The sequence below is a fragment of the Streptomyces sp. NBC_01465 genome, assembly GCF_036227325.1.
GTDB lineage: Bacteria > Actinomycetota > Actinomycetes > Streptomycetales > Streptomycetaceae > Streptomyces.
In genome coordinates this window covers 5,248,032-5,261,408 of sequence record NZ_CP109467.1, presented here as the reverse complement: position 1 = coordinate 5,261,408, position 13,377 = coordinate 5,248,032, and the positions used below count along the sequence as shown (strand labels likewise).

Annotated in this window: 7 protein-coding genes; 2 read left to right on the top strand and 5 right to left on the bottom strand. The window is 69.6% G+C overall.

Features of this window, described 5'->3' with window-relative positions; translation table 11 throughout:
- Positions 1–197: 197 nt before the first annotated feature.
- Positions 198–5,105 (bottom strand): NAD-glutamate dehydrogenase, encoded by a 4,908-nt coding sequence (locus OG707_RS24875; RefSeq protein ID WP_329121915.1) that lies wholly within the window; start codon positions 5,103–5,105, stop codon positions 198–200.
- 407 nt (positions 5,106–5,512) lie between these two features.
- Here OG707_RS24875 and OG707_RS24870 point away from each other — a divergent pair, with 407 nt between their 5' ends.
- Entirely contained in the window at positions 5,513–6,079 is a 567-nt protein-coding gene (locus OG707_RS24870) for a DJ-1/PfpI family protein (RefSeq protein WP_329121913.1), read from the top strand.
- Between the two features lie 170 nt (positions 6,080–6,249).
- Here OG707_RS24870 and OG707_RS24865 read toward each other — a convergent pair whose 3' ends face one another.
- From OG707_RS24865 to OG707_RS24855, 3 genes are all read right to left on the bottom strand, one after another.
- Positions 6,250–8,547, bottom strand: a complete 2,298-nt coding sequence (locus OG707_RS24865; RefSeq protein WP_329121911.1) for an ATP-binding protein — start codon at positions 8,545–8,547, stop codon at positions 6,250–6,252.
- Positions 8,548–8,632: 85 nt separating this feature from the next.
- A complete protein-coding gene (locus OG707_RS24860; RefSeq protein ID WP_329121909.1) occupies positions 8,633–9,286 on the bottom strand; it encodes an HAD family hydrolase in 654 nt (217 codons plus the stop codon).
- A gap of 30 nt (positions 9,287–9,316) precedes the next feature.
- Positions 9,317–9,823 carry a DUF6912 family protein gene (locus OG707_RS24855; RefSeq protein WP_329121906.1) on the bottom strand — a complete coding sequence of 169 codons (507 nt, stop codon included), beginning with the start codon at positions 9,821–9,823 and terminating at the stop codon, positions 9,317–9,319.
- Positions 9,824–10,028: 205 nt separating this feature from the next.
- Here OG707_RS24855 and OG707_RS24850 point away from each other — a divergent pair, with 205 nt between their 5' ends.
- Positions 10,029–10,415, top strand: coding sequence for an Rv3235 family protein (locus OG707_RS24850; RefSeq protein WP_329121904.1), 387 nt, complete (start codon positions 10,029–10,031; stop codon positions 10,413–10,415).
- Positions 10,416–10,476: 61 nt separating this feature from the next.
- On the opposite strand, the gene secA is transcribed toward OG707_RS24850, so the two are convergent.
- On the bottom strand, positions 10,477–13,293 hold the full coding sequence (secA, locus tag OG707_RS24845) for a preprotein translocase subunit SecA (protein ID WP_329121902.1): 2,817 nt from the start codon (positions 13,291–13,293) through the stop codon (positions 10,477–10,479).
- Positions 13,294–13,377 lie beyond the last annotated feature (84 nt).

Below are 13,377 nucleotides of genomic sequence, written 5' to 3'. Positions count from 1 at the left end.
CATCCGAAGGATGAATCAAAGAGCCGAGACGGAGCGAAGCGCAGTGCACCAGACCACCGCTCCACCCGCAGTGAAAGGATCAACGCCCAGCAAGAGCGACCTGATCCGCCGGACACCCCCAGGCCGGCGCGGCACACGCGAGAGGGGGCGCCCACCAGGCCGGTGGGCGCCCCCTCTCGCGTACGTAACCGCTGTCGCTACACGTGCGTCCGCAGCAGCGTGCGCATCGTGCGCATGGCGACCGACAGGTTCGCCAGGTCGAAGGAGTCCGAGGACTGGATCTCCTCCAGGGTGGAGCGCGAACGGCCCAGGATCGAGGCGTTCTTCTCCTCCCACGCCTTGAAGCGCTGCTCGGGGCTCGAGGTCCCGTTGCCCACCGAGAGGACGTCCTGCGTGAGGCCGGCGTGCGCCGCGTACAGGTCCTCGCGGATGGAGGCGCGGGCCATCGACTGCCAGCGGTCGGCCCGCGGGAGCTCGATGATCCGGTCCATCAGCTTGGTGATCGCGAGACGGTCGGCGAGGTCGTAGTAGACCTCGGCGACGGCCATCGGGTCCTTGTCGATGCGGTCGGCGATCGCGACGATGTCGAGCGTCGGGAAGGCCGAGGAGAACCCGGCCACCCGCAGCGCCAGCGACTCCGGAACACCCGCCGCGCAGAGCTCGTCGAGGATGCCCTGGTACCACTCCAGGTCGGCGCCGCGGAGCATCTTCGGCAGCTCGGCCCAGACCTGCGCCACACCGTCCTTGAAGAACGCGATGGTCTCGGAGAGGTCGAGCGGCTGCGGGCGGTTGCCGAGCAGCCAGCGTGTGCCGCGCTCGACGAGACGGCGCGAGTGGAGGCGGATCCGGGTCTGGACGTCGGCGGCGACCTCGTTGTCGAGCGCCTCCACCTCGTCCCAGACGGCGGAGAGACCGAAGATCTCACGGGCCGCCGCCTGCGCCCGTACGATCTCCTCGATCGACGCCCCGGTCTCCTCCCGCAGACGGTGCAGGAAGGTCGAACCACCGGTGTTCACCGCGTCGTTGACCAGCACCGTCGTGATGATCTCGCGGCGCAGTGCGTGCCCCTCGATCGCCTCGGGGTAGCGCTCGCGCAGCTGGGCGGGGAAGTAGGCGTGCACCAGCTTCTGCAGGTACGGGTCGTCGGGGAGCCCGGTGGTGATCAGCTCGTCGGCGACCGTGATCTTCGTGTACGCGAGGAGCACCGCGAGCTCCGGCTGCGACAACCCGCGTCCGCTGCTGAGGAGTTCACGGATCTGCCGGTCGCTGGGCAGGAACTCCAGCGAGCGGTCGAGGTGCTTGTCCCGGCCCAGGCGCCGCATGAAGCGCTGGTGGGCGTGGAGCAGCGACGGCGACTGGGCGACGGCGTTGGCCAGGGCGGTGTTCTGCGCGTAGTTGTTGCGCAGCACCAGGTGGCCGACCTCGTCGGTCATCTCGGCGAGGAGGATGTTGCGCTGCTTGACGGTCAGGTCGCCTTCCGCGACAAGGCCGTTGAGCAGGATCTTGATGTTCACCTCGTGGTCGGAGGTGTCGACGCCCGCGCTGTTGTCGATGGCGTCGGTGTTGACCTTGCCGCCCGCGCGGGCGAACTCGATCCGGCCGAGCTGGGTCAGGCCCAGGTTGCCGCCCTCGCCGACGATCTTGGCGCGCAGCTCCTCGCCGCTGACGCGGATCGCGTCGTTGGCCTTGTCGCCGACGTCCGCGTTCGACTCGGCGCTCGACTTCACGTACGTACCGATGCCGCCGTTCCACAGCAGATCGACCGGCGCCTTGAGGATCGCCTGCATCAGATCGGCCGGGGTCATCTTGGCGACGCCCGACTCGATGCCCAGCGCCTCGCGGATGTGCGCGTTGAGCGGGATCGACTTGGCGGTACGGGGGTGGATGCCGCCGCCGGACGACAGCAGTTCCTTGCTGTAGTCGGCCCACGAGGAGCGCGGCAGGTCGAAGAGGCGGCGGCGCTCGGCGTACGAGGTGGCCGCGTCCGGGTTCGGGTCGATGAAGATGTGGCGGTGGTCGAAGGCGGCGACCAGTCGGATGTGCTCGCTCAGCAGCATCCCGTTGCCGAAGACGTCGCCGGACATGTCGCCGACGCCGACCGCGGTGAAGTCCTCGGTCTGCGAGTCGTGGCCGAGCTCGCGGAAGTGCCGCTTGACGGACTCCCAGGCGCCGCGGGCGGTGATGCCCATGCCCTTGTGGTCGTACCCGGCGGAGCCGCCGGAGGCGAAGGCGTCCCCGAGCCAGAAGTTGTACGACTCGGCGACCTGGTTGGCGATGTCGGAGAAGGTCGCGGTGCCCTTGTCGGCGGCGACGACGAGGTAGGTGTCGTCCTCGTCGTGGCGTACGACGTCGGCGGGCGGGACGACCTCTCCGGCCACCAGGTTGTCGGTGATGTCGAGCAGCGCCGAGATGAACGTCTTGTAGCTGGCGATGCCTTCGGCCAGCCAGGCGTCACGGTCGACGGACGGATCGGGCAGCTGCTTGGCGACGAAGCCGCCCTTGGCGCCGACCGGCACGATGACGGTGTTCTTCACCATCTGCGCCTTGACCAGCCCGAGGATCTCCGTACGGAAGTCCTCGCGTCGGTCGGACCAGCGCAGCCCGCCGCGCGCGACCTTGCCGAAGCGCAGGTGCACACCCTCGACGCGGGGCGAGTAGACCCAGATCTCGAACGCCGGGCGGGGCGCAGGAAGATCGGGGATGGCCTGCGGGTCGAACTTCATCGAGACGTAGGTGTGGCTCTTGCCGCCCTCCGCCTCCTGGAAGAAGTTCGTCCGCAGCGTGGCCTTGATGACGGTGAGGAAGGACCGCAGGATCCGGTCCTCGTCGAGCGAGGCGACCTGGTCGAGGGCACCGTCGAGCTCCTCCAGGAGCCCGTCGGTCAGCTCGGTCCCGGCCCGCTGGCGGTCGGGCGACATCCGCGCCTCGAAGAGCGAGACGAGGAGGCGGGTGGTGTGGACGTTCGTACGGAGGGTGTCCTCCATGTAGTCCTGGCTGAAAGTCGACCCGGCCTGGCGCAGGTACTTGGCGTACGCGCGCAGCACCATCGCCTGACGCCAGTTGAGCCCGGCGCCCAGGACGAGGGAGTTGAAGCCGTCGTTCTCGGCCTCGCCCGTCCAGGTCGCGGCGAAGGCCTCCTGGAAGCGCTCGCGGGCGTCGTCGGCGAGGTAATCACCGTTGCCGTTCGCCGACTTGGGCATCCGCAGGCCGAAGTCGTAGATCCAGGCGTGGGTGCGGTCGGCGCAGCGCAGCTCGTACGGGCGCTCGTCGGTGACCTCGACGCCGAGGCGCTGCAGTACCGGCAGGACGGCCGAGAGGGAGACCTGCTCGCCGATCCGGTAGATCTTGAAGCGGCGCTCGCCGGGGGCCGCGCCGACGGGCTCGTACAGGGAGAGCGCGAAGTCGTTGCGGCCCTGGGTGAGCTGCTCCAGGTGGACGAGGTCGGCGACGGCGGAGCGCGGTGAGTGGTCGGCCTTGTAGCCCTCGGGGAAGGCGTGTCCGTACCGGCGGAGCAGGGCGGCGGCGCGCTCCTCACCGCACTCGGCGTTGAGCGCGTCGGAGAAGCCGTCGGCCCAGGAGCGGGCGGCCTCGACGAGGCGGGCCTCGATGCGGTCGGTGTCTGCCTCGGTGAGCTTCGTGAGCTCGGTGCCGGGCTCCACGCGTACGACGAAGTGGAGGCGGGAGAGGATCGACTCGGTGTTCCAGGCGGTGAAGTCGACGGAGGTGCCGCCGAGTTCTTCCTTGAGGATGTCGATGAGGCGCAGGCGCACACCGGTGGTGTAGCGGTCGCGGGGCAGGTAGATCAGGGCCGAGTAGTAGCGCCCGTACTCGTCCTGGCGCAGGTAGAGCCGCAGCCGGCGCCGCTCCTGCAGATACATCACCGAGGTGACGACGGACCGGAGCTGGTCGACGGGGGTCTGGAAGATCTCGTCGCGCGGGTAGGTCTCCAGGATCTGGAGCAGGTCGCGCCCGTCGTGGCTGTGCGGCGAGACGCCGGCGCCTTCGAGCACCTCGGCGACCTTGCGCCGTACGACAGGAACACGCCGCACGGACTCGGTGTACGCGGCCGAGGAGAAGAGCCCCAGGAAGCGCCGCTCGCCGACGACATTGCCCTCGGCGTCGAACTTCTTCACGCCGACGTAGTCGAGGTAGCTGGGCCGGTGCACGGTCGCCCGGCTGTTGGCCTTGGTCAGCACGAGCAGCTTGTGCTCGCGCGCCTTGGCGCGGGCGTCGGCGGGCAGCCGGCTGAAGGACGGCGAAACGGGATGCGCGTCGTCCTCGTGGTGCTGCGGGTCGGAGCGCAGGATACCGAGACCGGTGCCGGGGACGGCGGAAAGGGCGTCGTCCTGGGTGAGCTGGTACTCGCGGTAGCCGAGGAAGGTGAAGTGATCGGCGGCCAGCCAGCGCAGCAGCTCACGGGCCTCCTCGACCTCCTGCGTGCGCAGGTCGTCGGCGGTCGGCTCGGACGGGAGCTCCTCGGCGATGCGCAGGGCGGCATCGCGCATCTTGTCCCAGTCCTCGACGGTCTCCCGTACGTCGGAGAGGACCCGGAGCAGATCGGCGGTGATCTGCTTCAGGTCGGCGCGGTCGGTCTCGCGGTCGATCTCGACGTGGATCCAGGACTCGACGACGGCGTCGTGGCCGTCCGGAGCGGCGTCCTTCCCCAGGACCTCGATGAGCTTGCCGGTGACGTCGCGCCGGACGACGACCTGCGGGTGGATGACGACGTGGATGCCGCGGCCCTGCCGGGAGAGCTCATTGGTGACGGAGTCGACCAGGAACGGCATGTCGTCGGTCACGACCTCGACGACGGAGTGGCTGCAGGTCCAGCCGTTCTCCTCGACCGTCGGGGTGTGGACGCGGACGTTGGCGGTGCCCTGCGGCCGGTTCTCGGCCAGCCGGTAGTGCGAGAGCGCTGCACCGAAGACGTCGACCGGGTCGCGGTCGCTGAGGTCCTCGGGAGCGGTGTGCAGGTAGTAGCGCTGGAGATACGCGAGCACGGTGTCCTGATCAGTACCGCCGGGGAGGCCCGAGGGGCTGTTCTCGGCTACCAGGGCCGCCCGTGCGAGCAGTTCGGCCTTGGCTTCGTCCAGCTTGGTCTGCATGTCCTCTGGCTCCTGTCGCGCGCCGTTGCGTGACGTAGGGGAAGGGTGCGACACGACGCCACGACGCGGGGTTTCCGGTCGATGTCGACGTTATGCCGCGATGAGAGATGCCCGTACCGTTATTGGCCATTTTCGGCGTCCGGTCGGAGGCATCGGTGAAATGGGATGCAGCGATCGCCCGGGCACGGTGGTGCTCCGGGCGCAGGGCAGGGGCGTCAATGCCCCCGCGGGATATCGCGCTGATCACGGGTCAAGGCTATCGCCCTCGGACTGCGAGTCGTCATGAGCCATATCTGTACAAAACTGGGGCCCGAACTCTGCCCCTCTGGACAAAGACTCCGGCCGGATGCACGTTGGCGGGAACCACAGAGCGTGCGTGCACGGCCGAAGGGGAGCGAGCAGCAGCCATGGCAGCGAAGATCCTGATAGTCACCGGCGACGCGGCGGAGTCGCTGGAGGTCCTCTACCCGTACCAGCGTCTGCGCGAGGAGGGGTACGAGGTCCACATCGCGGCCCCCGCCCGCAAGACGCTCCGGTTCGTGGTGCACGACTTCGAGCCGGGCTTCGACACGTACACGGAGAAGCCCGGCTACACCTGGCCGGCGGACCTGGCGTTCTCGGAGGTCGACCCGGGTGAGTACGCCGCTCTGGTGATCCCGGGCGGCCGGGCGCCGGAGTACCTGCGCAACGACCCGGAGCTCCGCAAGATCCTGAAGGCCTTCTTCGACACGGACAAACCGGTGGCGCAGATCTGCCACGGGCCACTGCTGACGGCGGCGATCGGCGGCCTGAGCGGGCGGAGGGTGACGTCGTACCCGGCGCTGGAACTGGACATGGAGGCGGCGGGGGCGGTGTTCCAGGACGCGGAGACGGTGGTGGACGGGACGCTGGTGTCGGCGAGGGCGTGGCCGGACCACCCGGGGTGGATGAGGGAGTTCCTGACGGTGCTGAGGTCAAAAGCGCCGGTGACCTAACCACCTACCCACCCACCCACCCACCCACCCACCTGCACAAATCCAGCCCACACCGGGCAAAATCAAGCCCGTCCGGCGATTGAGGACATCTTTTACGGGGTCCGGGGCGGAGCCCCGGTTTCGGGAAGGGGCGGGCTCGGGGACCCGCTCCGCGCAGCGGCGGCCCAGGCTCACCCCGCCCCAGGCCCACCGATCTCAGCCCGGGACGAAATCCCCAGCTTCGCGAAGATGTGCTCCACATGCGCATCCACAGTCCGCTTCGACACCACCAACCGCTCGGCGATCTCCCGATTGGAAAGCCCCGCCACCACCATCGAAGCCACCTCCCGCTCGCGCCGGGTCAACACATCGTGCGCACCGGCGCCCACGGCCCGAGGCGCCTCGCCCACCCCGTCCGCCCCGCGCAGCGCCAGCTCCGCAGCCCGCTCAGGCTCCATCGCGTACCCCGCCGCGAAGGCCGCCCGGTACTCCCCCGCCCCCAACTCCCCCCGTACCGCCGCCTCCACCCTCCCGTGCTCCTCAATGAGCACGCCCACCCCGAACAGCACGCTCCCGGTCCGCTCCCAGAGCGCCGCGGCCGCCCCGAGCATCCACGCCGCGCGCCCGGCCCGCCCCTCCCCGTGCGCGACCCACGCCAGCACCGCCAGGCAGTGCGCGACCCCGAACACCTCCCGCACCTCGCGCTTGAGCGCGAGCGCCGCCCCGATCTGCTCCCTGGCCCCGCCCATATCCCCCGTGAACCAGCTGACGAAGGCCTTCACGGTCAGCGTGTGCCCCCGCACGATGCATTCGCGGTTGTCGTCCCCGAGGAGCCGCAGCGCCTCGTCGCAGAGCCGCAGCGCCTCCTCGGCATCACCTTGGACGGCCCGCAGGAAGGCCATCTGGTACGCGTACCCGATGAGCCCGTACGAGTCCCCCGCGTCCTCCATCAGCCGCCGCCCTCGGCCCGTGTACTCGGCGCAGAGCCTGTTGTCCCCGAGCAGCCCGTACGTACCGCCCAGATCGGCCAGCAGCCGCCCCTGAAGCGCCAGGTCACCGAGCGCCTCCGCCAGCGCGAGAGCCTCCCTGAAGTACGTCAGGGCTCTGTCCATGTCGCCCTGCCAGAGCCCGAAGGACCCGAACTCAAGCAGTCCGCGGCAGCGCTCAGAGCAGGGCTCGCGCACCAGCCCAAGCCCCTTGCCGAGCCAGTACACGCCCTCGGCCGGCTGCCCGGACGTCGTCCAGTACCAGCCGAGCAGTCCGGCCAGCGCCAGCCCTGACACCGCCTCGCCCTCTTCGGAGAAGGAGAACTCCAGGGCGCCGCGTATGTTCTCGCCGTCCCGGCAGAGCGCGAGGTACATCGGCGCCTGCTCACCGGTGTGGAAGCACCGGTCGAAGCGCTCGGCGGCCCGCAAATAATGATCACGGTGCAACCGCCGCACCGCCGCGACAGCATCCGCCCCGCCCTGCCCCTGAAGGCGCTCGGCCCCGTACTCGCGCAGGGTGTCGAGCAGCCGGTAGCGCGACCCGGCCCGGTCGATCCGCAGCACCACGGACTTGTCGACGAGCCCGATGAGCGTCTCGACGGCCTCCCCGTCCCCGATCCCGTCCCCGATCCCGTCCCCTGCGCAGACCGCTTCGACGGCCGCCAGGTCGAAGGAGCCCGCGAAGACCGAGAGCCGCGCCCAGAGCAGCCGCTCCGCCTCGCCGCACAGCTCGTAGGACCAGTCGATGGCGGTACGGAGCGTCTGATGGCGGGGCAGGGCGGTGCGCCGGCCGCCGGTGAGCAGCCGGAAGCGGTCCTCGACCCGGGCGGTGAGCTCGGTGAGGGGCAGGGCGCGCAGCCGTACGGTGGCGAGCTCGATGGCGAGCGGGATCCCGTCGAGGCGGCGACACAGCGCGCTGACTCCGGGGCGGTTGGCCTCGGTGAGGACGAAGTCGGGGTCGACGGCGGCCGCCCGCTGCGCGAAGAGCCGTACGGCGTCGGACTCGGGGAGCGGCGGCACGGCCAGGGTGTGCTCGCCGGGGACGTCGAGCGGCTGCCGACTGGTGACGAGCAGCCGTACGCCCTGGGTCTCGCGCAGCAGGATGTCGGCGAGCATCGCGCACGCGTCGACGAGATGCTCACAGGTGTCGAGAACGATCAGGAGTTTCCGGTCGTGGAGGTGGTCGACCAGCGCGTCCAGGGCGGGCCGGCCGTCCTGCTGGGCGAGGCCGAGGAGCGTGGCCAGGGTGTGCGGGAGGAGTTCGGCGTCGCGCAGGGAGGACAGTTCGGCGAGCCAGGTCCCGTCCGGGCAGAGCCCCTTGACCGCGGCGGCGGCCCGCAGCGCGATCCGGCTCTTGCCCACCCCGCCGGGCCCGGCCAGAGTGACCAGCCGCTCGCGCGCCAACAGGGCGTTCAGCTGCTCCAGTTCGCCTTGCCTGCCCACGAATCCGGTGACCTCGGCCGGAAGTTCACCGGCGCGCCGCTGCACGTAGCCGAGCTGCATAACGACCCAGCGTAGGCGAGAGGGCACACCCCGCGACAGATGTTCCCGCCGCACCCCCCGATCGTGGCCTCCGGGGCAAAACCTCCTACGCGGCCAACTCCTGCGCCAGCTCCACCGCTTCGGCCAGCGAGTCCACGACCGGCACCCCCGCCGCCTCCAGGCTGCCCCGGCTGTGCGACCCCCCGGTGTACAGGACGGCGCGCGCCCCGACGTGCTGCGCGGCCCGCGCATCGTCGACCGCGTCCCCGATGACGACGACCCTGGCGGGGTCGACGCCCTCCAGGCCGGCGAGATGGCGCATCATGTGCTCGGCCTTGCCCGTGTTGGAGGGGCCCACCCGGCCGTCCACCCGGACGAAGCGCTCTTCGATGCCGTGCGTCCGCACGATCGGTATGAGGTGTTCGTGCGGGGCCAGCGAGCACAGCGACTGGGTGAGCCCGGCGGACTGCCAGTCGGCCAGCAACTCCCTGGCCCCCAGGGTCAGTCCGGCCTGCTCGGCACCCGCCCAGTAGTGCCGGTGGAAGGCCTCGTCCATGACGACCCACTCCGCCTCGGTCGGCAGCCGCCCCAACAGGCGCTCGTAGAAGCGCGGTACGGGCACGCAGTACAGCTCGCGGTAGCGCTCGAGCGTGATCGGCGCCATGCCCAGCTCCGCGAAGGCAGCGTTGGTCGCGACGATGACCGCCTCGTTGTCGTCGAACAGCGTGCCGTTCCAGTCCCACACCAGATGCGTCCCCATGGAGAAAACCGTACCCGCAGGGACTGACAGTCAGCCGATGAGGTGGGAGATCTCCTGCACACCGAACCAGAGCAGCTCGTGGTCCTCGGCACCGTCCACCGTGAACTGCGCGTCCTCGTCACCCTGGTCGGCGGCGCCCAGCGCCCCGGCCGCGGCGGTCACGTCGCCCTCGGCGTCGTCGGCGTCGACGTGCACGGCCGCCGCCTTGGCGAGCGGTACCGCGGAGGCGATCCGCACCTCGCCGAGCGCGGCCGCGTCCAGGGACCGGTCGGGGTCGGCGGCCGCGGAGCCGTCGGGGATGTCGACGGCGACGACGACCCGGCGCCGCACGGCCCCCGGGTCCCCTGCGAGCAGCCGCAGCGAGGCGGAGGCGGCCCGGTTGAGCGCCGCGTACTCCAGCTCCTCGATGTCGTCCGAGACGTACCACTCGCGCAGCGCGGGCGTGACGGCATAGGCGGTGAGCGGCGCGGGCCCGAGCTCGCCCGCCGTGTGCGCCGCTGCGAGACCGGAGAGGGTCAGGGGGACGTACACGCGCATGGCGGGCTGCTTTCGTCGTTCGTATACGGGGCTCCAGGATACGTTCGCGGCCGCCCCGCCACCCGGATAGGTGATTCCGTACGCCCTCGGCAGCCCGCGGGCGCCACCCTTGCCGCCCGCCGATCACCGGCTGTAGAAGGTCCCCAAGCAGAAAGTTACCGCCCGGTATTCATTCACCGCCGGGCCCTGCAGAACGGGGGCGCACATGACCATCACAAGGCCCGCAAACAGGCGGGACCAGCGCAGGCCGGGACAGCGCGGCCCACGGCCGCACGAACTGTTCGCGGAGAGACTCCTGGCCGTGCTCAGCGGACAGAAGCCCGTGCACTGGATGCTGAACTTCACTGTCGGCGAGGCGTACCAGCAGCTGATCGATCTCGCCCCGCACACCCCGTTCCTCAACGGCGACGCCCGCCCCGTCCTGCTCCCGTGCCGGTGGTACGGCCACCCTCGCCCGGGAGTGGTCGAGGCAGCGGTCACCATCACGGCCGGCGAGCATGTCAGCGCCATGGCCTTCCGCCTGGAGCAGGGCGCCGACCTCCGCTGGCGCTGCGCCGCGGTGGAACTGGGCGGCGAGCGGGTCCCCGCGTAGAACAAGAGCTGGGGCCGGACACCCGAAAGTGTCCGGCCCCAGCACATCAACAGGTTGAAACCTACTTCTTGCGACGGCGCCCGCCGCCGCCCTTCTGGGCCTTGCGGCGCTCGGCGCGGGTCAGGCCGTCGGCCTCGGACCGGGCCGGTCCGTCACCGTTCTCGAAGTCGCCCTCGACGACGCCGCCCTCGGCGGTCGGAGCCGAGAAGTGCAGCCGGTCGGGCCGCTGCGGGGCGTCGAGACCCTTGGCACGGATCTCCGGACGGGCAGCGCCCGCAGGCACGGCGTCGTCCTTGTCCAGCGAGGTCTTCTCGGCCGCGTCCTGCACCGGAACCTCCTCGACCTGCTGCTCGACCTGGACCTCCAGGTTGAACAGGTAGCCGACGGACTCCTCCTTGATGCCCTCCATCATGGCGTTGAACATGTCGAAGCCCTCGCGCTGGTACTCGACCAGCGGGTCCTTCTGCGCCATGGCCCGGAGGCCGATGCCCTCCTGGAGGTAGTCCATCTCGTAGAGGTGCTCACGCCACTTGCGGTCCAGTACGGACAGCACCACGCGCCGCTCCAGCTCACGCATGATGTCCGACCCGAGCTGCTCCTCGCGGCCCGCGTACTGCTCGTGGATGTCGTCCTTGATGGACTCGGCGATGAACTCGGCGGTGATGCCCGCCCGGTCCCCGGCCGCGTCCTCCAGCTCGTCGACGGTGACCTTCACCGGGTAGAGCTGCTTGAAGGCGCCCCACAGCCGGTCCAGGTCCCACTCCTCGGCGAAGCCCTCGACCGTCTCGGCCTGGATGTAGGCGTCGATGGTGTCGTCCATGAAGTGCTGCACCTGCTCGTGCAGGTCCTCGCCCTCCAGGACGCGGCGGCGCTCGCCGTAGATGACCTCGCGCTGGCGGTTGAGCACCTCGTCGTACTTCAGGACGTTCTTGCGCGTCTCGAAGTTCTGCTGCTCGACCTGCGACTGCGCGGAGGCGATCGCCCGCGTGACCATCTTGTTCTCGATCGGTACGTCGTCGGGCACGTTCGCCATCGACATCACGCGCTCGACCATCTGCGCCTTGAACAGACGCATCAGGTCGTCACCGAGCGAGAGGTAGAACCGGGACTCGCCCGGGTCGCCCTGACGGCCGGAACGACCGCGCAGCTGGTTGTCGATACGCCGCGACTCGTGGCGCTCGGTGCCGAGTACGTACAGACCGCCGAGGTCCTTGACCTCGTCGTGCTCGGCTTTGACCGCCTGCTCGGCCTTCTCCAGCGCGGCGGGCAGGGCCGCGGCCCACTCCTCCACGTTCTCGTCCGGGTCGAGACCGCGCTGGCGCAGCTCCGCCTCGGCGAGGTCGTCGGGGTTGCCGCCGAGCTTGATGTCCGTACCGCGGCCGGCCATGTTGGTGGCCACGGTGACGGCGCCCTTGCGGCCGGCCTGGGCGATGATCGGCGCCTCACGGTCGTGCTGCTTGGCGTTGAGGACCTCGTGCTGGACGCCGCGCTTGGAGAGCTGCTGCGAGAGGTACTCGGACTTCTCGACCGAGGTGGTGCCGACCAGGATCGGCTGGCCCTTCTCGTGCTTCTCCGCGATGTCCTCGACGACCGCGTCGAACTTCGCGACCTCGGTACGGAAGATGAGGTCGGACTGGTCCATGCGGACCATCGGCTTGTTCGTCGGGATCGGGACGACGCCGAGCTTGTAGATCTGGTGGAACTCCGCGGCCTCGGTCATGGCCGTACCGGTCATGCCGGAGAGCTTGCTGTAGAGGCGGAAGAAGTTCTGCAGGGTGATCGTGGCGAGGGTCTGGTTCTCGTCCTTGATGTCCACCCCTTCCTTCGCCTCGATCGCCTGGTGCATGCCCTCGTTGTAGCGGCGGCCGGCGAGGATACGGCCGGTGTGCTCGTCGACGATCATGACTTCGCCGTCGATGACGACGTAGTCCTTGTCCTTCTTGAAGAGTTCCTTGGCCTTGATGGCGTTGTTGAGGTAACCCACCAGAGGCGTGTTCACCGACTCGTACAGGTTGTCGATGCCGAGCCAGTCCTCGACCTTGGCGACGCCGGGCTCGTGGATGGCGACGGTGCGCTTCTTCTCGTCGACCTCGTAGTCGCCGGTCTCCTCGATGCCCTTCAGCGGGTTGCCCGGCTCGCCCTTGGCCAGGCGGGTGACGAGCTTCGCGAAGTCGCCGTACCACTTGGTGGCCTGGTCGGCGGGGCCGGAGATGATCAGCGGCGTACGGGCCTCGTCGACCAGGATCGAGTCGACCTCGTCGACCACGGCGAAGTTGTGGCCGCGCTGGACGAGCTCGTCCTGGGACCACGCCATGTTGTCGCGGAGGTAGTCGAAGCCGAACTCGTTGTTCGTGCCGTACGTGATGTCGCAGGCGTACTGCTCACGGCGCTGCGCCGGAGTCATGTTCGCCAGGATGCAGCCGACCTCGAGACCGAGGAACTTGTGGACGCGGCCCATCATCTCGGAGTCGCGCTCGGCCAGGTAGTCGTTCACCGTGATCAGGTGCACGCCCTTGCCGGACAGCGCGTTGAGGTACGTCGGGAGGGTGCCGACGAGGGTCTTGCCCTCACCGGTCTTCATCTCGGCGACGTACCCGAGGTGCAGGGCGGCGCCGCCCATCATCTGGACGTCGTAGTGACGCTGTCCCAGGACGCGCTTGGAGGCCTCACGGACGGTCGCGAAGGCCTCGGGCAGCAGGTCGTCGAGGCTCTCGCCGTCGGCGTACCGCTCCTTGTACTCGTCGGTGAGGGCCCGCAGCTCGGCGTCGGAGAGGTTGACGAAGTCCTCTTCGATGGAGTTGACCTGGTCCGCAATGCGGTGCAGCTTGCGCAGGATCTTTCCTTCGCCTGCACGCATGAGCTTGTTGAAGACGGACACGGGGGTTGGTCTCCTTGCCGGTCGGGCCTGGCTCGGTCGGAATGCTCAAACGACAGCCTGAGCAACGGCCATCGTATGCGAGGA

Bases quoted from the DNA above. Each gene is read 5' to 3' on its own strand.
- OG707_RS24850 (WP_329121904.1), top strand. From the start codon at position 10,029: ATGACCATCACAAGGCCCGCAAACAGGCGGGACCAGCGCAGGCCGGGA.
- OG707_RS24870 (WP_329121913.1), top strand. From the start codon at position 5,513: ATGGCAGCGAAGATCCTGATAGTCACCGGCGACGCGGCGGAGTCGCTG.
- OG707_RS24860 (WP_329121909.1), bottom strand. From the start codon at position 9,286: ATGGGGACGCATCTGGTGTGGGACTGGAACGGCACGCTGTTCGACGAC.
- OG707_RS24865 (WP_329121911.1), bottom strand. From the start codon at position 8,547: ATGCAGCTCGGCTACGTGCAGCGGCGCGCCGGTGAACTTCCGGCCGAG.
- OG707_RS24855 (WP_329121906.1), bottom strand. From the start codon at position 9,823: ATGCGCGTGTACGTCCCCCTGACCCTCTCCGGTCTCGCAGCGGCGCAC.
- OG707_RS24875 (WP_329121915.1), bottom strand. From the start codon at position 5,105: ATGCAGACCAAGCTGGACGAAGCCAAGGCCGAACTGCTCGCACGGGCG.